Here is a 21055-nt window from a genome sequence, read left to right on the forward strand (position 1 = left end):
CATATTATTTAACATACTTATCTCATTGTAAGATGTATCCATTTCCGCATAACTTTTATAATAGCTTTCTTTAAATTAAAGGAGGGCTTAACTATGTTCAAGCAACAACAAAAGAATGCAGAAAACTTACAGATGATAATTCTGAGTAAATATAAAAGCTATTGCATATTGTATCGGATTATGAAATATAATTTATTTTAAATAATAGGATATAATGTAATAAATTCTAAATATATTTAACCATTATATAAAAAATTGATATTATTTTTAAATATTTTTTTGAATTTTTTTATTTATATTTAGACTTAAAATTATGCATAATTGATGAATTTATTACTTTTTGATTTATCATTAAGCAAACTTTTCCTTCATTTAAAAATTATTATTCATACTTCTAAATGATTATTTTCTAATATTTTCGTCATTATTTTTTCATTTTTACATTTTTTATCCTTATAGCAGAATTTTTATGACAACTTATCAATAATACCAATTTATTTTTTATAATTTGCTATTTTTTACTATCATATATTAAATAATATTTTTTGAATAAAAAAATTCATATTGATTTCTATTTTTGCAGCGCATCTCCTCTTATTGCCTAATATTATTGATTTATTTACCATTGACACTTAAATTTTCATATGCTATAAATAACTTCATAGAGAAATTTGATGACAGGAATACTACGGTATACAATCTAATCTAAAGAGAGTTGGTTTGGGCTGAAATCCAATGTTTAGACTATATCTGAAACTCATCCTTGAAAAGTGTAACTAAAAAAATTGTTTAGAATTTTCAAAATCATTAAAAATTTGAGTAAGCTGCACCGGTATTCTACCGTTAAAAAGAAATCGAATCATTTATTGAAACGTATCTAAGGCGCTGTGAATATTATGTTTAATTTAATTCACTTTATTCACAGAATTAGGGTGGTACCGCAATTAAAACTTGTCCCTGCTGGATAGGTTTTTTATTTTTTGTTTAAAATTTTCATTTAAATAAAGATAAACCACCTTGAAACTTGAAATTTATTTGTACCAAAATGCTATTTTCTTGGCATTATGATTCACATTAATTTCAATAGTTGAAACGGTTTATCTATAGTGAAACTACTGAAAAACTTAAACTATTTATGTTCCAAAATACCAATTTTCAAGGGATTATGGTGCATAAATAGTTTGTAGTTGAACTAGTTTCACTATATGAACTAATTTATAAAATAATTTTAAGGAGTGACTTTTATGAACTTTTCTTCCCCAGAATGCTTTTTAATTGTAATAGCATTCTTACTTATCGGTGAAATAATTTCAAACAAAACTAAAGCCTACATACCTTCTGTTTTTGTAACAGCAGCTTTATTTGTTGTAGGTTATTGGACATTCGTCCCAAAGGACGTTGTTACTAGAGCATCTTTTGGTAAAGAGTTTGTACCAATATGCATGGGACTGCTATTAACTCACCTAGGTACCCTCATGGATCTAAGAAAATTAATAGCTCAGTGGAGATCTGTAGTAATAGCCTTATGTGGTGTATGTGGTACAATCCTTTTAACAATGACTGTTGGAAGACTTCTATTTGACTGGCATACTGTAGTTGCAGCAACTCCTCCATTAAGCGGCGGACTCGTAGCAGCTTTACTTATGTCTGAAGGTTTAAAGCATCAAGGTATTACAGCTCTAGTTGCTTTACCTATAGCAATGTTTGTTATGCATAGTTTCTTTGGTTATCCTCTAACCTCTTTCTGTTTAAAAAGAGAAGGAAAAAGATTGGTTGAAGACTTTAGGAAAAATAAAGTTACTTCTAAAAGCAATAGAGAAGAAGTATCATCACAAATTGCCGCAACCACAACTGTAAGAAAAAAATTGCTTCCACCTTTACCAGAAAAATATGAGACAGCTCCAATGATTCTTGCAAAATTAACAATAGTATCGCTTCTAGCTGGATGGGTTTCTAACTTAACTCATGGTGCTATAAATCAATATATAGTTTGTTTAATATTTGGTGTAATTTTCTGCGAACTTGGCTTCTTAGAGGAATCTGCCCTTATTAAAGCTGGTGTTTTTAATTGGCTAATAGCTGGCTTACTCGTTTATGTTTTCTCTGGTCTATCAACTATAACCCCAGCTCAGCTTATTAAAATTTTAATTCCAATAATAGTTTTAATATTACTTGGAATACTTGGCATGTTCCTTACATCACTAATAACAGGAAAACTTGTGGGCTTCTCAAAGGAAATGAGCTTTGCATGTGCTCTTACAGCTTTATTTGGATTCCCTGCTGACTACATTATAACAACTGAAGTATGTAAATCAGTAAGTAAAAATGAAGAAGAAGAAGCTTACGTCACAGATATACTTCTTCCTAGAATGCTTGTTGGTGGTTTTGCAACAGTATCCGTTGCTTCTGTAATAATAGCAGGTGTATTTCTAAAAATGCTATAATTTTAATAAAACAGTGATATAATTAATAATATGTTAAAAAAATTACCTAGGAGGAATCAAAATGGAAAACAGCACTTTAAAACTTGCAAAAGATATTCAAGATTGGCTTATAAAGCATAGGAGGGAATTTCATAAACACCCAGAACCATCCTTTGAGGAAGTTTGGACTTCAAAAACTATTAGTGACGAACTTGAAAGGCTTGGATTAGAAGTACAACACATTGGTAAAACTGGACTTGTTGGAATTTTAAGAGGTAAATCAGAAGGAAAAACTATAGGTTTACGTGCAGATATAGACGCTCTATCTGTTACTGAAGATACTGGTTATTCATTTGCTTCTCAAAATAAAGGATATATGCATGGATGCGGTCATGATGCTCATATCACAATGCTCCTTGGTGCTGCTAAGCTCTTATCAGAAATGAAGGACAAGCTTAATGGAACTGTAAAATTCTTGTTCCAGCCAGGAGAAGAAGTAGCTTCTGGTGCTAAAGCTATGATTGAAGGTGGCGCTTTAAAAAATCCTGATGTTGATTACATATTTGGAATGCACATTTGGTCTGATGTTCCCGTTGGACAAGTTGTTATTCAACCAGGTCCATTTATGGCAAGTGCAGATATATGGGATTTAACTATAAAAGGTAAATCTTCTCATGGTTCATCTCCTTGGCAAGGAGTAGATGCCATTACTTGCTCCGCTGCTGTAATTCAAGGAGTTCAAACACTTGTAAGTAGAGTAAATGATGTAAGGAATCCTATTGTAATGAATATAGGAACTATTGAAGGCGGAGAAAGATTCAATGTAACTCCTGGAAGCGTAAAGATGTCTGGAATGAACAGATCTTTCAGCAAATACTCACGTGAAAATATGCCAAAGTGGCTCGAAGAAATGATTGAAAATGTATGTAAAGGCTATAGATGTGATTATGACTTTAAATATGATTTTACATGCGCAGCTACAATAAATGAAGAAAAAGCAACTGGAATGTTAAAATCCGCTGTTTCAAAAATAATAGGTGAAGACAACATAAAACAGGTTTCAATGATAATGGGATCAGAAGATTTTTCTGAATACCTTGAAAAAATACCAGGTGCATTAATGCTTCTAGGCTGCAGAAACGAAGCTAAAGACTGCTGTTATTCTCAGCACTCAAATCATTATAAACTTGATGAAGACGCTCTCCCAATTGGAGTTGCAAGCTATGTACAAGTTGCACTAGACTACTTAAAGTAACAACACTTCGTCGCATACACATACGCGAGGTTTGGGCGTAAGCCCATTATCCTTCCAAGATAAAAGTACTTTCAATAATAACTCCTATAGGGTACGGCAATGATTCGTGTAAAAACCAACCATAAGACAGCTATTACCAATCAAAACACGTTGCCGTTCCTATCAAATGTAGTAAATTACTCATTTATTAATGAATGATACTATTAACAATCTAGGGAAGTGGAGAGCATTATGCCAAAAAATGATAATATGCTAGCAATTTTATGGATGCTGAATTCAGGTAAAAAAATAACTGCAAAGCAAATATCCGAAAGGTTAGAAATAAACATAAGGTCAGTTTATCGTTATATAGATGCATTATGTGTTAGTGGAGTTCCAATAATATCGGAGCCTGGCCATAATGGCGGATATAGTTTGCTTAATAACTTTATCCAAGCATCCTTGTTTTTTGATATTGAAGAAAAAAAATCACTTTTGCATGCTGCCACTTTTGCAATGGAAGCAGGATATCCTTTTATGGAAGCACTAAATAGAGCAACATCAAAGTTAAAGCTGTTCTCGAATCAAGAACAAGAAAAAGTTCTCAATCGTCATTTAGTGGGATTTGAAGTAGTGAGCCGTATTTGTGATCCAGCCATCAAACCTATATTAATAGAAATTGAGCAAGCTGTTGCGAGTGAATGCTCTATTGAAATTGAATACGCTACAGGTTATGAAGGGCAGCCTAAGCATAGGGTTGTTGATCCTTATGGGATGCTTTACTGGAATGATAAATGGTATGTTATTGCATTTTGCCATCTTAGAAATGAAATTCGCAGCTTTAGGGTAGATAGAATAGTAAATATTATAAGCACTAAAAATGCGTTTAAGCGTCCTGAAGCTTTTTCGGCACGTGAGTTTTTTACAAAAAGCTTATTACCGAAGTTGGAAAGCAAAGTAGAACTTTCAACTTTAGTAATTGAAGGCAAGTCAGAAGCATTGAATGACCTTTGTTCACATTGGTTTTTAGGACATTATCTTATAGAACGAACTAAATGCAGAGCAAAATTTTTAATGGATGAAAACTCAATCCATACCTATGTTCCTCATATTCTACTTCAATATGGCAAATCAATAAAGGTGCTTGAACCAAATAGTTTTAAAGATGCTATGGTAGGGATTCTTAAAGATTTGATGGACTATTATCTTCACTGACGGAGTTTGTCAGTGAAGATAATATATAATAATCTAGATGAACTTTGAGACCATCCTGTAACAAATAGCAACAATAAAATTAATCTGGAGGAATAAAAAATGAAGAATACAGTATATCTTTATGTATTTGATACAATGGCAGACTGGGAAATAGGTTATTTAAGCACCGAAATCAATTCTGGAAGGTACTATAAAAAGGGATTAATGCCGCTAAAAGTAGTAACTGTAGGACTTACCAAGACCCCTATTACTACAATGGGAGGTCTGAAAGTTTTGCCAGAAGTTGAACTTAAGGAGTGTAATGCTCATGATACTGCTGCTTTGATTCTACCTGGCGGGAATACATGGACAGAAGCAATTCATGCTCCAATTATAAGAATGGCTGAAAAATATTTAGAGAAAGGCATTGTTGTAGGGGCAATTTGTGGTGCTACAATAGGACTTGCTATGGGTGGAGTACTGAATAAGCGAGCTCATACAAGCAATGATTTGGGGTATCTTAAAATGGTCTGCCCAAACTATGATGGAGAAAAATATTATAAGCAAGAATGTGCAGTAACTGATGGAAACTTGATTACTGCTTCTGGAATAGCTCCTCTTGAATTTGCTTTGCATATATTAAAAATTCTAGATGTATTCTTACCGCAAACTCTAGATTCCTGGTACAATCTTTATAAAACCCAAGAGTCAAAATATTTCTTTGAGCTTATGAATTCAATTCAATAAAGGAAGAATCCATTAATCTTTTGAACTGCTTGGAGGAGAAGATGCAATAACTAAAGTTAATAAGTATAATTATTAGTACACATTCAGCTTATTTTGTGAACTATCAACAGCCACAAGACATTTAAATGACAGATAATGTATTGTAGCTGTTTTTTACACGAATCGTTACCGTGCCGCCTAAAATCTAAAACTGTACTCTGTTAAAATGCCTCAAAAAATTTCTTCATAACTGGCGAAAGCCACCTATCCTTGTTATAAACAACATAAATGTCCCTTTCTATAGGTTCTTCTGGAAGTTCTCTATAAATTAGTTTTCCCCTTTTAATCTCTTCTTCAACTGCTTTCTTTGAAATAATGGAAATCCAGTCCGTAGACATTAAAATGTGCTTTATTGATTCCAAGGAGTCGAGCTGAATTATAGAAGCAAAATAAACTTTATTTTTTTCAAGCCACTTTTCAACTAATCTTCTTGTGGATGAAACCTTACTATGATGAACAAAAGTCTTATTTATCAAATCTTGCTTTTCCAATACTTCGCATCCTACTAACGGATTATTGGGTGAAAACACCAGTCCAAGTTCATCCTGATATATCTTTTTATATATAATACCTGGGTTATGTACCTCCATAGAGCAAATTATACCTGCATCCAATTCGTGATCTAATACCATTTGAATTATGCTTGAAGACGGGCTTGAAGTAACAGATATTTCAAGTCTAGGATAGTCCTTTTTCATAGCTTTTAAAACCTCTGGAATTAAATATGTTGAAGGCACATAGCTTGCTCCCAGTTTAAAGCTTCCTCTCTTAAGTAAACTAAATTCACTAGTGGCTCTTTCTGCCTCATCTCTAAGCTTTAATATCTTATTTGCATAATGGAGCAAAACCTCCCCCGGCTCTGTTAATACAGTATACCCTCCATGAACTTCAAAAAGAGTTATTCCAAGCAATTTTTCAAGGCTTTTCATGTGAAAGGTAACCGTAGGCTGCTTTATTCCAAGCTTCTCAGCTACTGTAGTGACCTTGTTGTATTTTGATATTAGCACCAAAACTTCAAGCTTTATAAAATTCATAACTTCCCTCCTATAGATAGACAATTTAAATTTAACACCATTATAGATAAATTCTATAAAAAACAATATATTTTAATACTTTATTTAACCTTACCTTTACATAAATTAAACATTAATGCAAAGAAAACCATGTAATATTTAAAGCATAGGGGGAGAGAAAAAATGAACATATTTATAAAAGATATACAGAAAACCTACGGAAATTTAAAGGTTCTAAATAGAATTAATATAGAATTTAAGGATAAAGATTTTTCAACCTTACTTGGTCCCTCAGGCTGTGGTAAAACAACTCTTCTTAGAATTATAGCTGGTCTTGAAACTCCAGATGCCGGTGAAATATACTTTGGAGACAAGTGTGTTTTTTCAAAAGAGAAAAAAATTAACGTAGCATCAAATAAAAGAAAACTTGGAATGGTTTTTCAAGATTTTGCACTTTGGCCTCACATGACGGTATTTGAAAATATAGCTTTTCCATTAAAAGCTAAGGGTAAAAAAGAAAATATAAAAGAAAAAGTTTTTTCAGCACTAAAAACAGTAAGGCTAGAAAATCTTTATGCAAGATATCCCTCCGAGCTTTCAGGAGGACAACAGCAGAGGGTTGCATTTGCAAGAGCCATAATAGATAATCCAGAAGTCATCTTATTCGATGAGCCCTTAAGTGCACTTGATGCTAATTTGAGAGATGAAATGAGGTTTGAACTGACAACGCTTGTGAAGGACATAGGTATAACCGTTATTTATGTAACTCATGATCAAATTGAAGCAATGTCCATGTCAAATAAGGTAATTGTAATGAATAAAGGGAATATACTTCAAAGCGACTCTCCTGAAGTTATATACAAAAATCCCATAAATACTTTCGTTGCACAATTTGTTGGAAAATCTAATGTTCTTAAAGATGGAATCATAAGACCAGAAAACATAAGCCTTACAAAATTAGAAAACAGCACAGAATACGAAGGCAGCGTAGAAAGTGTATCCTATATGGGCAGCTTTTACGAACTCTCTGTTAAAATTTCCAGCTTGGGGCTTTGGAAAATATACTCAAACGAAAGAAAAGCAGCAGGCGAAAAACTTAAACTTTATATAAGAAATTCAGATATTCATATTTTAGGAGGTATCGCAAATGTTTAAATTAAATAAAAAGATTCTTTGCTCTTTAGTTGCTGCATGCATTACAGGAGGGCTTATGTCCGGCTGCACCAGCGCTGCTATAGGCACCAGAACTTCAAAGGAAGTTGTTGTTTACAGTGCTGGCCCAGATAACTTAATAAAAAAAATAACTAAAGGTTTTGAGAAAAAAAGTGGAATAAAGGTTAAAGTGTTCAGTAGTACTACCGGAAAAGTTCTCAGCAGAATCAAGGCTGAAAAATCCAAGCCTGAAGCGGATGTTGCAATTTTAGCTTCCCTTTCTTCTGCTATTGGGCTAAAAAAAGACGGAATGACCGAGCCCTATGCCAATGCCAAAAATGCAGATAAACTTTTTGATGATTGGAAGGATAAAGACAATAATTATTTTTCCTACAGCGGCTCCGCTCTGGCTATAGTTTATAATACTAAATCCATAAAAAATCCGCCAAAAGACTGGTCCGACTTAACTTCTCCAGAATATAAAAATAAAATAAACGTATCTGATCCAAGTTTATCTGGCTCCTGCCTTGACTTTGTAAGCGGCTACGTAAATGTAAATGGAGAAAAGGGTTGGGATTATTTTAACGCTGTAAAGAAAAACGGAGCTCAAATGGTTGGAGCAAACAATGAAGCTTTAGATCCCGTTATAACAGGAGAAAAAAGCATAGTTTTAGCCGGAGTTGATTACATGACTTATTCCGCAAAAGCAAAGGGTGAGCCCGTAGATTTAGTTTACCCCTCCAGTGGTACTGTAATAAGTCCAAGACCTGCCCTCATATTAAAAGGAACTAAAAATAAAGATAATGCTGAAAAATTTATAGATTACTTATTGTCTGATGAAGCTCAAAAAATGGTTTCCAATGCATACCTGCTTCCTGGAAGAAAAGATATTAAAATAGCCGGAAAAAGCAATGCAAATGACATTAAAGCCTTAACTGTAGACTGGAATTGGATGGCTAATAATGGCAAAGACATAAGTAGTAAATTTGTAAGCATGTTTAAATAATAGGTTGGTGGTAAAAATTGAATTCAAATTGCAGCATATATACAAGAAAAATAGTTAAATTAATTGCCATAGTATCACTTTTATTTCTTATAGTAATTCCTCTTTTACTTATTTGTACCTACAATCTATATAATAATGGAAGTCTTGATTTAAAATCGCTTATGAGCGGAGAAATAGGCTTAGTATTTTTTAACACCCTTAAACTTGGCTTTTGGGTAGTTATAATATCAAGCCTTGTGGCAATTCCTCTAGCCTTTTTAACCGCTAAAACAAATATAGGCTTTAAAAAAGTTATTGATATTGCCATACTCATTCCATTTATGACTCCGCCTTATATAGAAGCAATGGGTTGGACGCTATTTATGCAAAAAAAAGGCTACCTAGAAAGCCTCCTCCCAGCTTTATCCTTCATTCGCCCATGTTTTTTTACCTTTAGCGGGCTCGTTATTATTATGAGTCTGCATGTTTTTCCTTTTATGTATTTGAGTATAAGAAATTGTCTTCTTAAAATAAATTCAAACCTAGAAGATGCAGCTTTCGTGCATGGAGGGAACTTCTTTTACACCACTAGAAGAATAACGCTGCCGCTGCTACTTTCAAGCTATGCCGTTGGTGCACTTTTAGTTTTTCTTAGAACCACAGCAGAATTTGGAGTTCCTGCAACCTTTGGAAGAAAAATTGGCTATTATGTTTTAACTACTGAGATTTTTAAATATGTTTCAAACTGGCCAATTGATTTTGGAAAAGCCTCTTCTCTGTCACTGCTGCTTGTTTTAAGCTGCTTAATCCTATGGTATTTTCAAAATTCAATTTCATCAAAACATGCTTATTCTCTTTTAGGCTCAAAAGGAGCAAAGGTTAATTTATATAAATTGAGTATCACAAAGAAAATTATAGCTTGGATATACCTAATTGCAGTATTTATTTTTTCCACGGTAATTCCATTTTTTTCAGTAATACTTACTTCTATTATAAAAGTAAAAGGTCTTGGAATCTCTTCAAACAACTTTACCTTAAGCTTTTATAAAGATTTAATTTCACCTGGCTCTGATGCTTTTTCTGCACTTATAACTACCTTTAGCATATCAATTTTTGCAAGCATATTGACTGTAATTTTGGGAACCTTTTATGGTCTTTTAATAGGCAGAAAAAAGAAAGGCATCATTTATAAATTAATTGATATATTTAGTTTATTACCAAACACTGTCCCCGGGATTGTTATAATAATTGGCTTAATGCTATTCTTTAATAGCCCTTACATGCCGATTCCTATTTACAATACCTATGGAATGGTTATTCTAACTTATGTTATTTTATTTTTACCCTATACAGTACAGTATATTTCAAATTCCTATGGTCAGATAAACCATAATCTTGAGGAAGCTGCAGAGATATCTGGAAGTAAATTTTCATACCTTCTTTTTAAAATAATACTTCCTCTAAACTCCAAAGCTATTATAGCTGGTTTTATAATGACCTTTATAGTTTCTATAAGAGAGCTTGTTGCCTCTTTAATGATTTTACCTCCTTCTGTTCAAAACTCAGCTTCTTACATATATTCAGAGTTTGAACAAGGAAGTGAATCCTCTGGAATGGCAATGGCTGTGGTAACAATTTTTTTAACAATAGTTTTATTAATAGCTTTGCAATTTATAACAAGCTTAAAGAAGGAGAAACCATAAAAAATGAGACTTGCAATTTTATCGGACATACATGGAAATTATGAAGCACTACAAGAAATTGTTTGCGACTTTAAAAAGAGCAATATAGATTCCGTAATTTTCTTAGGTGATTTAGTTATGAAGGGTCCTGAACCAAAAGAGGTATTTGAAACCTTAAAGAAGCTTAATCCCATATGCTGGATAAAAGGTAATACCGAATTGTGGCTCTCTGATAAAAGAACGCAAAATGAAAGTATCAATTCTACCTTAAAGGAAATTGAGCTTTACAGAAACTTCGCCATAGAAAGACTATCAATAGACAGTATAAATTTTATGCTAGGCTGCCCCGAAAAAAAGTCATTAACAATTGAAAACAAAACTTTTCTTTGTGTTCATGGTTCTCCAAGAAGTATTACCGAAGCTTTATATCCAAATAACAATTTTAAAGACACAATTGAGAGTGTAAAAGAAGACGTAATTTTATGTGGTCATTCCCATATCCCCTTCAAACAAAAAATAGGAAATAAAATTCTATTTAATCCCGGAAGTGTTGGCTGCTCCTATGATGGTGAAGCTGATACTTCCTACGGTATCATAGACATAACTCAAGCTAGCATTGATTTTTCTATAAAAAGACTGAACTACCCTATAACAAAACTCATAGCTAATGCTAAAAAAGAAAACTTTCCCAACCTCGAGGCATATGCAAATTTAATCAAGGAAGCAAAGAATTATAGAAAGGAATTAAAATTATGAAAAAATTATTTAAACCTCTGTTAACTATAGCTTTAGTTTTCTTATTTTCAACTACTGCACATGCAAGCAGTCTTGCAGTTCCAAATTATGAAGTAAAATTTTTAATGAACACGAGTAGCATTTTAGATAGCAGCGGAAATCTTTCAAACAAAGTCATATCAACCTTCAATATATCATCATATAAAAATTTAAATGTTGAATATTTAGATACAAATAATCTTGATCTTAACAAGGAGGGTTGGATTGTAAGACTAAGAAAATTTGATGGAGATGACTCTACCAAATTAACTTATAAAAAACGTTATACTATATCAAATGGGAATATAGACACTGCATTAGAAACTGCTGCCGATGATGGCTTTGACGGGGATAACGACAACTATTCCGCTCAAATTGATTGGGGATATGAAACTCAAACTCTAAGTTTTTCAGATAACAAACAGTTTTCTCTTTACAATTATTCTGGCATTGAGCTTCCTAATAATGAAGATGCAATAAAAGAAGCCATATACAATATTCCTGGAAAGCTTAACAAATGGCTTTATCACGGCTGGGCGCAGGAACAATTAAATTCTGCTGTACTTTACGGTCCATATTCAGGCAAAAGATATATTGGACAGTTGAATGGCCTTAAAATAGAACTTGAAACTTACAATGTAAACAACAATTATATTGCGGAAATCTCCTTTAAAACCGACAAATATGAAGATGCAAGTAACCAAAGACAGCAGCTATTAAACCTTTTAGACTCTAATGGTTGGTTAGTTAAATCCGACGAATCTAAAACAGGAATTATGCTTGGTGAGTAATAATAATGTGAAGTAACAATGCTTCGTCGCATTAAAAAAATCCTATAAATCTAAGGTTCAAAAATCATAAAATACTAAGATATTTCAATAACTCGCCATCGCTCAGACAGATTGAAATATCTAAGCATTTTACAATTTTTGAGCCAAGATTTATTAGAATTTTTTTAAATCGTTCCTTCAGCATTGTTACTTCACTCCCACGGTAGTACAAGGAAAAAATTCCTCCGTACCTACGGAATTTTGGTGTAAATCTTCATAGTACATTATTTGAACATTTTATCACTATTTTTATCCTAAAATCTCGTTATTATGGTATTTTTCGTAGAGAATAGGATTATAGAGTGTAAATAATATTTTGTTCAAGAAGAATAACAATCATATACGGGGTTTGGGATGTAATCATATTATCCTTCTTTAACTTGTATTAGTCATCTATATATTAGCCCAAACCTCGTATATGTGTATATTCCTTGCCTTTAGGCCTAAGCGAAGTAATATTGATTTGAGATGGTTATGAAACCTGTAGTTTTCAAGATGCCCCATTAAATACTCTTACGTTGCATTTCCTTACCACTTTCCAGATATAGGGCATCTTTTATCTTTTAATAGCGCTCTAACTTGAACTATACACCCACACTGCATACAGGTCGTATCATATTCAAGATGCTCGCAATCACTGCATTTTTCAAGGCGACTATTATAAAGCTCTTCTGATGCTAATTTAAAGCTTTTGTTTTTCTTTATAGCATCAATCATCCTTTGAACGTCCTTATCCTGAAGCCTAACAGATGCACTACACGCCTTACACTTTTTATTATCAGACATAAACTCACCCCCGAAATAGAGTACAAAGTACAATGAAGGATGATTCTTTTCCGCTATCGCTGCTAAAAATCTAAGAATTTAATGTTCACGCAATGGCGTAATATATTGTGCTCATCGCAGCTAACAACATATAAGTTATAAGATTTACCAAAGTGAAAAAAAAGGTAAATCCACCTTCACTGTACTCTGCCTTTAAATCTATATAATTTCTAAAGTAACTACTGACATAGGTGGAAGTGAAGCTGTAAGTACTCCATCATTAATAGCTGCTCCATTAAAGGCTTTAATTGTAACATTATCTTTTTCTTCAAAAGTATTATGAGCATTCATTTTATCTGATGCTAATACAGTACCTGTAACTTTTGTCTTTTTTAAGCCCCTTATATCGCACTTAACCTCTGCTGCTACTTTAGGATTTAAATTACATAATGAAATATGCATTTTTCCTTCGCTATCTACTGAAGCTGTTGCAGTTACTTGAGGTATGCTTTCATCTTCATATTTATATTCTGGTGATTTAATATCTAAATTTAAAAGTTCAGCCTCCTGATGAACCTTATACATATTAAATACATGATAAGTTGGTGTAAGTACCAGCTTTGAACCTTCAGTGAGTATAACTGCTTGAAGTACATTGATTGTTTGAGCTATGTTAGCCATACGAACTCTGTCACAATGCTCATGGAATATATTAAAATTAACTGCTGCAACAAGAGCATCTCTCATTGTATTCTGCTGATATAAAAAGCCTGGATTTGTACCTGGCTCAACATCAAACCAAGTTCCCCATTCGTCTACAATTAAAGCTACTCTCTTTTCAGGATCATATGCATCCATAATAGATGAATGTCTTGTAAGAAGCTCGTCCATTCTAAGTGTCTTTTTCATGGTAATAAACCAATCTTTTTCTGTGAATTCAGTAGCTGAGCCTTTACTATTCCAATTTTCACCTGGTACAGTATAATAGTGAAGACTAAGACCATCCATAAATTTTCCTGCCTGCTTCATTAACACTTCTGTCCAATTATAATCATCGCTATTAGGACCACATGCTATTTTAAATACAGTATTTCCACTAAAGTTTCTTACATAGCTTGAATATCTTCTATATAAATCTGCATAGTATTCCGGACGCATGTTTCCACCGCAGCCCCAGTTTTCATTTCCAACGCCAAAATAAGTTAACTTCCAAGGTTCTTTTCTTCCATTTTCAGCTCTTAAATTTGCCATTGGCGATTCTCCATCAAAGGTCATGTATTCTATCCACTGTCTCATCTCTTGAACTGTTCCACTTCCTACATTTCCACATATATATGGTTCAGTCCCCAAAAGCTCGCAAAGTCTAAAAAATTCATGAGTACCAAAATGATTGTTCTCTACAGTACCACCCCAATGTGCGTTTACCATTTTAGGACGAGTTTCATAAGGTCCTATACCATCCTTCCAGTGATATTCATCTGCAAAACATCCACCCGGCCATCTTAAAACTGGAATTTTTATTTCTTTTAAGGCATCGATTACATCCTTTCGAATTCCATCTACATTTGGTATTTCTGAATCTTTACCTACCCAGAAGCCTCCATATATACATCTTCCTAAGTGTTCTGCAAAGTTACCATAAATATTTTTATTAATCTTTCCCCTTTTAATATCAGCATCAACAACTATTTTAACCATGTTTAACCCTCCTAATTAATATTTATATTAATATATTAATGTTTATGTTGATTATATCACCCATAATACCTACATACAATATGTAATTTTGCACATATAAAATTGTGATTCTTTACATTTATAATCAACTTATTTATAATTATATTAATTACTACAAGATGAAGAGGGATATGATATATGCAAATAGATATACAGGAAAAATGGCTCCCAGTTTATGAGGCTTTAGCCAGCAATGTGCGCTTAAAAATAATAAATTTCTTATCACAGCAGCCTATGAATGTTAAAGAACTTGCTGAAAAACTTGAATTAAGCAGTGCAATAGTTACTATGCATATTAACAAGCTTGAAAAAGCCGGCATCATAAAATCCAAAAGAACCCGAAGTAAAGGCGGCGTCCAAAAACTATGCTCAATTGCTTTAGACTCTATAGAAATAAAATTTCCAAAAAACATAACCAAGGAAAGAAAATTTCACGAGTTTAATTTACCTATAGGTCTGTATACTGATTTTAATGTAAATCCCACCTGCGGCATTGCAACTACTAAAAAGATAATAGGATATTTTGATGATCCAAGATACTTTTTAGATCCTGAGAGAGTCAATGCAGCAATATTATGGCTTGGTCAAGGCTTTGTTGAATACAAAATCTCAAATTTTCTACTTGCAAATCAAACCCCAGAGGAACTTGAAATATCAATGGAAATTGGTTCCGAAGCTCCTGGCTATAATGATAATTGGCCTTCAGATATATCATTTTTCATAAACGATATTAATTTAGGCACCTGGACTAGTCCCGGGGATTTTGGAGAAACAAGGGGTACACTTACTCCAGAATGGTGGGGCAGAAATGTCAACCAGCATGGTGTATTAAAACAACTGCATATTAGAAATAATGGTACGTTCATTGATGGTGATAAAATATCCAATGTAGCCTTAAAGGATATTGATATAACAAGGAAACAACTAACTTTTAGAATTGCAGTTTTAAAAGATGCTGCACATGTAGGAGGACTAACTATATATGGCAAGGGCTTTGGCAATTACAATCAAGATTTAGTCTTTAGATTATACTACAATTAACATTTTATTATAGATGAACAACTTGAAAGTTTGAAATGGCTAATACTAAATTTATCTTATAAAACTAATATTTCACTTAGAGTACAGAGTACAATTGACAGAGTACAGTGAAGAATGATATTGAGGAGAACACCAATGGATAAAAAAGTAACTATAAAATCACAATATAATCTTAAGGGCATTTTAAGCCTTCCTGATAATGAAGAAGATAAGCTTCCTGCCGTATTGTTTTTACATGGTGCTGGAAAGGCTGATAGAAATGAAAATGGGAAACAATTTGTAACTGATAACTTTAAATATTTATCTGACGAATTTACAAAGCTTGGCTTTATAACTCTTCGCTATGATAAAAGAGGCTGTGGGGAAAGTGAAGGAGACTTTCTTAAAACAAATTTGCAAGCTCTCATAGATGATGCTTTTTCTGCATTAAACGCTTTAAAAAGCCACCCACAGGTTGATTCGGATAAAATACTTCTAGTAGGCCATAATGAAGGCTGTATACTAGCTTCTGCCATTAATGAAAAAATTAATGTTCAAGGTATAGTTCTTATTTCTGGATTTACAAGCTGCCTTTTAAACTCCTCTACCTATGAGCTAGATGGTGTAATTAAGGAAATACATAATATGAAAGGTCTAAAAGGAGCATTATCTAGAATTTTCACAAATGGAGAAAAATTAAAGAATAAAAATAAAAAAATGCTTGATAGAATACTGGCCTCAGACGAAGCTATTGTAACAATTAATGGAGGAAAGTTAAATTCCGAATGGTTTAAGCAGCACAAGGCATTTGATATTCCAGCCTCTCTATCAAAAATAAAATGTCCAACCTTAGCAATTGTTGGTTCTAAGGATATACAGGTTTCTCCAGAAGAAACAAAGCTAATGAAGGACATAATTAACTGTCCATTTGAATATCACATTATAGAGAATATGAATCACTTTCTTAGAAATCAACCGGAACCTCTTACTTTCTTAAATGCAAATACTGTATGTGTTAAGTCATTAAAGAAGCCAATTGATCCAGAGCTTATTGAAGTTATAGGCAATTGGACTGATAACTTTAAAATTTAAAATAATTACTAAGTAACATCAGCTTTAGATATTTCAAGCTGCTGTTACTTCGACGTCCCTAGCCTCTATTTTCCTCTTGCTCACAAATAAAAATGCTGCTGTATATAAAACAAGTACAATAATGGCTTCACCAACGCTTACGTAACTTGCACCAGAATCCATTTGCATTTTTCTATTGACTATATTTATACAATCAAAATAACCCGTAAAAAGTAATCCCGAACAAAATTTTAAACCTTCAAAAATTCTAAAGGAAAATCCCACTGCAATAATAAAAACCGATAATACTGCTATATAAAGATTATTTTTAATTAAAGAAGACATCATTATAAAAAATGCAGATAAACAAGCTATAAAAAGCACTTGAAGTATAAAAGAATAAATAAAAAGCTTCCACTCCGGTATCATTGGACTAATATTGCTATCTCCCAAAACCGGATATACCTTTTCAGGGTAATTTAGCGTGGCGAAGCCCTTAATTAATCCGGTTAACAAATATACTATTATTTCAGCTGTCAAAACAAAGAGGCTGCATATTACTGTTGATATAATAAACTTTGACAATATAATTTTAAATCGAGAAACCGGCCTTGTGATTAAAACCTTTATTGTCCCACTTGCAAACTCCGAGGATACCATATCCGATGCAATTATTAAAGTTATTATAATTGCCAAAATAGAAAATACTCCTATAGCATTCTTCATGCGTCCATTACTATCCAATTGAATTTCATTGGTAGGTCTAAGATTATTTTCATCTAAATATTTTATAAAATTAATATTGCTGTCTATAATCAAGGTTTTATAATGATTGCTGCTCTTTTCCTTCTCACTATTCAAATCCATTATCTGTTTATTGTAATTTTCTTTTACTTCTTTCATTGGTGCATTTACAGACAATTCGTATTGTGCTATGGATTTCTTAAGTCCGCTTACTGCATCCTCTAGGCTTTTTTTCTCTTCCACACTTGCAGCCTTCGATAAATCACCCTGAGCATTTTTCAGTTGAAATCTATCATTTTCAATGTTATTTCCAATGCCACTTACAATTAGCCAAATTGAAGCTATGACTGCTACTATAACGCAAATAAGTATCTTCTTTTTTCTATATAATTTAATGATTTCATTTTTCATTAAACTTGCAATTGAATAATTCATTTAGCATACACTCCCATATATTTTTCTTCAAGGGTTTCATGATATTTATATATCTCTTCTATATCAATGTTATTTCTAGTTAACACATTTATTATTTTTTGTGCCGAGCCTGCTTTAATAGTTACTAAAAGCTTATTTTTTAAAGGCAAAATCTCATAAACAAAATCCTCATTTTTAAGTATCTTAGTACATTCTGCCATTTTTTTAGTTACAACCACAAATCTATTCTCATCACTAGGCGTAAGCTTTTCATTTTTAACTATCTGACCATTATTTATAAAAATAACTCTGTCACAAAGCCTTTCAAGCTCACCGAGTATATGTGATGATATTAAGATAGAAACATTATTTTCTGTAGAAGCTTTTTTAAGTAATTCCCTTATTTGTACTGCTGCAAGAGGATCTAAGCCATTTGTGGGTTCATCCAATATTAAAAGCTTAGGTTTAGTAATTAATGCCTGTACAAGTGCTAACTTTTGTTTCATTCCTAAAGAGTAGGTTTTAACCTTATTAAAAATGCTTTTTTCTAGACCAACCTCTTCCACCAGTTTATTTATAGCGCTAACCTTTATCCTATCATCAAGCCTTGCAACTTGCTCCAGATTTTCAAAACCAGTTAAATATTCATACAGCCCCGGAGCTTCAACTATAGAACTTATATTTCTAAGCTCATTTATAAGTGCCTTTCTGTTTTTTATGTTTTTACCTCTAACAAAAATGTTTCCTTCATCTGGCGTTAGAATTCCAAGTATAAGTTTAATGGTGGTAGTTTTACCTGCTCCATTAGGTCCCAAAAAACCAACAATTTCTCCTTCATTAACATCAAAGGATACAGCTTTAAGAATTGTCTTATCTTTTATTTTCTTTGTCACATTCTTTAAGCTTAAAATTCTCATAATTATATCTCCTTCAATCTGCAATTTACCTATATAATAGCAATTCATTATTACAAACCAGCCTCTTAAAGTGTTACAATTTAGACACCATTTATTAAGATTTCATTACGATTATATAAAATGTATTAAAATGTTATATAATTATAGATAAAATGTTCTATAACTTGGAAAGGTGTTTTACAATGAAAAATGATCTTGTTTTAGTTGTTGATGATGATAAAACTATAAGAGAGCTTTTGACTATACTGCTTACTAATCAAAATATAGATGTACTATGTGCAAAGGATGGTCTAGAAGCTCTTGAACTGCTAAAAAAGAATAAAGTTGATTTGATTATATTAGATGTAATGATGCCCAAAATGGATGGCATGGTCACATGTATGCAAATACGCAAAACCTTGAATATACCAATTATTATACTGTCTGCAAAAGCTGAAGATGCAGATCAAATACTAGGCTTAACTATTGGTGCCGATGACTATATAGCCAAGCCTTTTAACTCTATGCTTCTTATTGCCAAGGTTAAATCTCATATTAGAAGATATAAAGATTTTAATCTGAATTCATCAGGGAACTCAAGCTTAATTAAGGTTCAGGATATGCTTATAGATCTAGAAAAGCATGAAGTTCGAGTAAATTCTAATATTCTAAGCTTAACCCCTCATGAATTTGATATTTTAAGCTTGCTTGCTCAAAATGTAAACAAGGTTTTAAGTATTAAACAAATATATGAAGGTGTGTGGAAGGACCCTTACCTTGAAGCCGACAGAACAGTAACTGTTCACATACGTAGACTTAGACAAAAATTAAAAAAAGATTACATAAAAACCGTTTGGGGAGTTGGATATAAAATTGAAAGTTAAAGTACTAGGAATGCAGCTTAAATTTTTTCTTACACTCGTAATTTCTTTTATATTGAGTTTTTTGTTGGTTGTTGTTATTAACAAAATATGTATCATTTCAAAACCAAATGTTCAAAATTATAGGGCAAGTACATATTATCTACAAAATATAACAGCCGAACTTATTAGTGATCTAAACAATACTTCGAAAAATTTAGATGACTATAAAAAGGTTTTAATTAAGTATGAACTAAATAATTCTAAATATAACTTACATTTTACTATACTAGATGGAAATAATATTATATATAATTCATATCCACAAAATGTTAGCTTTAATTTTAATAAAGCTTATGGAGATACCCTTAAAAATTTTAGAACTCAGAATTTAAATGGTTACTATAATTTTGCATATAAAATCCCTTTAGAGATAGGAAATAAAATTATGGAAATAAGACTTACTGCTGTTCCAATAAATTATAAACAAGATGCTTCCACACTATCTGATTTAACAAGTGCAGTTATATTTCTTATCTTTGTAATTATTATATTTTATTTATTAACCCTGCCTAGGATGGCATATATCAATAAAATATGTAAAGGCTTGAACACCATTGCTAAAGGTAATTTAGATTTTAAAATAGAGAAAAAAGGAAGGGATGAACTTTCTAATATAGCTGAATACATAAACCATATGTCAGCTGAACTTCAAAATAAAATTTATAAAGAGAGGGAACTTGAAGATTCCAAGCAGCAGCTTATAACAAATGTAGCTCATGATATACGTTCGCCACTCACTAGTATTATTGGTTTTCTAGAGCTTGTTCAAAGTAAAAATTATAAATCTGAGGAAGAAATGAATCGTTATGTGGAAATTTCTCTAAGAAAAGCCGAAACTATGAAAAGCCTTACAAATGATTTATTTATGTTTACAAAACTAAATAGCAAGGATTTAAAGTTTAATTTTACTACTATTTGTTTTAATGATTTCATTTATCAAATGATAGATGAGTTTGAGCCAGATTTTGATGAACATTTTCTTAAATTTTCTTCTGATATTATATCTGAAAAGCTATTTGTAAATGTGGATATTGCTATGTTTATGCGTGCCATACAAAACTTGTTTTCAAATGCACTAAAATATAGCCTGCAGCCTAGTGAAGTTAAAGTATCTCTTACAAAGGAAAATAACAATGCTATTTTTTCTATAAGCAATATGTGCGAAAATATAAATGAAAGCAATATAAACATGCTTTTTGAAAGATTTTATAGAGCGGATGAATCCCGCTTCAATCCTGATAATAGCTCTGGACTTGGTCTTTCAATAACTCAAAATATAATCACAAAACACAAAGGGACTATTGATGTAAAGTATAATGACGGAATTATATGCTTTTCTGTAACCATGAAAACAAATAAAATTTAAGAGAATCATTTCCTCTTAAATTTTATTGCATTTCTTATAAAATCCT

At 32.2% G+C, this 21055-nt stretch carries 18 protein-coding genes; 13 read left to right on the top strand and 5 right to left on the bottom strand.

Annotation, left to right across the window (positions count from 1 at the left end; genetic code table 11):
* The first annotated feature begins 1244 nt into the window (after positions 1-1244).
* From ACJDT4_RS19175 to ACJDT4_RS19190, 4 genes are all read left to right on the top strand, one after another.
* Positions 1245-2444 carry a hypothetical protein gene (locus ACJDT4_RS19175; protein WP_406789203.1) on the top strand — a complete coding sequence of 400 codons (1200 nt, stop codon included), beginning with the start codon at positions 1245-1247 and terminating at the stop codon, positions 2442-2444.
* Between the two features lie 61 nt (positions 2445-2505).
* A complete protein-coding gene (locus tag ACJDT4_RS19180; protein WP_406789204.1) occupies positions 2506-3678 on the top strand; it encodes a M20 metallopeptidase family protein in 1173 nt (390 codons plus the stop codon).
* A 231-nt stretch (positions 3679-3909) separates the two neighbouring features.
* Entirely contained in the window at positions 3910-4872 is a 963-nt protein-coding gene (locus tag ACJDT4_RS19185) for a helix-turn-helix transcriptional regulator (RefSeq protein ID WP_406789205.1), read from the top strand.
* 99 nt (positions 4873-4971) lie between these two features.
* Positions 4972-5598 (top strand): type 1 glutamine amidotransferase family protein, encoded by a 627-nt coding sequence (locus ACJDT4_RS19190; protein WP_406789206.1) that lies wholly within the window; start codon positions 4972-4974, stop codon positions 5596-5598.
* 200 nt (positions 5599-5798) lie between these two features.
* Here the strand turns inward: ACJDT4_RS19190 and ACJDT4_RS19195 are convergent, their stop codons facing one another.
* Entirely contained in the window at positions 5799-6671 is an 873-nt protein-coding gene (locus tag ACJDT4_RS19195) for a LysR substrate-binding domain-containing protein (RefSeq protein WP_406789207.1), read from the bottom strand.
* Positions 6672-6833: 162 nt separating this feature from the next.
* Between ACJDT4_RS19195 and ACJDT4_RS19200 the strand changes: the two genes are divergently transcribed.
* Genes ACJDT4_RS19200 through ACJDT4_RS19220 form a run of 5 tightly spaced genes read left to right on the top strand, consistent with a single transcriptional unit; the run spans position 6834 to position 12034 of the window.
* Complete coding sequence (locus tag ACJDT4_RS19200; RefSeq protein ID WP_406789208.1) at positions 6834-7805, top strand: ABC transporter ATP-binding protein; 972 nt, start codon at positions 6834-6836, stop codon at positions 7803-7805.
* Complete coding sequence (locus ACJDT4_RS19205; RefSeq protein WP_406789209.1) at positions 7798-8808, top strand: ABC transporter substrate-binding protein; 1011 nt, start codon at positions 7798-7800, stop codon at positions 8806-8808. The genes ACJDT4_RS19200 and ACJDT4_RS19205 overlap by 8 nt, the downstream gene beginning before the upstream one ends.
* A gap of 17 nt (positions 8809-8825) precedes the next feature.
* Entirely contained in the window at positions 8826-10490 is a 1665-nt protein-coding gene (locus ACJDT4_RS19210) for an ABC transporter permease (RefSeq protein ID WP_406789210.1), read from the top strand.
* A gap of 3 nt (positions 10491-10493) precedes the next feature.
* The gene (locus ACJDT4_RS19215) at positions 10494-11225 is read left to right on the top strand and encodes a metallophosphoesterase family protein (RefSeq protein WP_406789211.1); all 732 of its coding nucleotides are present in this window, start codon (positions 10494-10496) and stop codon (positions 11223-11225) included.
* Positions 11222-12034, top strand: coding sequence for a hypothetical protein (locus ACJDT4_RS19220; protein ID WP_406789212.1), 813 nt, complete (start codon positions 11222-11224; stop codon positions 12032-12034). The genes ACJDT4_RS19215 and ACJDT4_RS19220 overlap by 4 nt, the downstream gene beginning before the upstream one ends.
* A 567-nt stretch (positions 12035-12601) precedes the next feature.
* On the opposite strand, the gene ACJDT4_RS19225 is transcribed toward ACJDT4_RS19220, so the two are convergent.
* Both ACJDT4_RS19225 and ACJDT4_RS19230 read right to left on the bottom strand, forming a co-directional pair.
* Complete coding sequence (locus ACJDT4_RS19225; protein ID WP_406789213.1) at positions 12602-12859, bottom strand: DUF6171 family protein; 258 nt, start codon at positions 12857-12859, stop codon at positions 12602-12604.
* Positions 12860-13057: 198 nt separating this feature from the next.
* Complete coding sequence (locus ACJDT4_RS19230; protein ID WP_406789214.1) at positions 13058-14536, bottom strand: alpha-N-arabinofuranosidase; 1479 nt, start codon at positions 14534-14536, stop codon at positions 13058-13060.
* Positions 14537-14713: 177 nt separating this feature from the next.
* Here ACJDT4_RS19230 and ACJDT4_RS19235 point away from each other — a divergent pair, with 177 nt between their 5' ends.
* Positions 14714-15616: an ArsR/SmtB family transcription factor gene (locus ACJDT4_RS19235; RefSeq protein WP_406789215.1), complete on the top strand. Its 903-nt coding sequence runs from the start codon at positions 14714-14716 to the stop codon at positions 15614-15616.
* Positions 15617-15751: 135 nt separating this feature from the next.
* On the top strand, positions 15752-16687 hold the full coding sequence (locus tag ACJDT4_RS19240; protein WP_406789216.1) for an alpha/beta hydrolase: 936 nt from the start codon (positions 15752-15754) through the stop codon (positions 16685-16687).
* A 33-nt stretch (positions 16688-16720) separates the two neighbouring features.
* On the opposite strand, the gene ACJDT4_RS19245 is transcribed toward ACJDT4_RS19240, so the two are convergent.
* The gene (locus tag ACJDT4_RS19245) at positions 16721-17845 is read right to left on the bottom strand and encodes an ABC transporter permease (protein WP_406789217.1); all 1125 of its coding nucleotides are present in this window, start codon (positions 17843-17845) and stop codon (positions 16721-16723) included.
* On the bottom strand, positions 17842-18741 hold the full coding sequence (locus ACJDT4_RS19250) for an ABC transporter ATP-binding protein (RefSeq protein ID WP_406789218.1): 900 nt from the start codon (positions 18739-18741) through the stop codon (positions 17842-17844). The genes ACJDT4_RS19245 and ACJDT4_RS19250 overlap by 4 nt, the downstream gene beginning before the upstream one ends.
* Before the next feature lie 182 nt (positions 18742-18923).
* Between ACJDT4_RS19250 and ACJDT4_RS19255 the strand changes: the two genes are divergently transcribed.
* Both ACJDT4_RS19255 and ACJDT4_RS19260 read left to right on the top strand, forming a co-directional pair.
* A complete protein-coding gene (locus ACJDT4_RS19255) occupies positions 18924-19604 on the top strand; it encodes a response regulator transcription factor (protein WP_406789219.1) in 681 nt (226 codons plus the stop codon).
* Positions 19594-21009, top strand: a complete 1416-nt coding sequence (locus tag ACJDT4_RS19260; protein ID WP_406789220.1) for a HAMP domain-containing sensor histidine kinase — start codon at positions 19594-19596, stop codon at positions 21007-21009. The genes ACJDT4_RS19255 and ACJDT4_RS19260 overlap by 11 nt, the downstream gene beginning before the upstream one ends.
* The last annotated feature ends 46 nt before the right edge of the window (positions 21010-21055 follow it).

Origin of the sequence: Clostridium neuense, from assembly GCF_045310695.1 — a bacterium.
GTDB classification, from domain to species: domain Bacteria; phylum Bacillota; class Clostridia; order Clostridiales; family Clostridiaceae; genus Clostridium_S; species Clostridium_S neuense.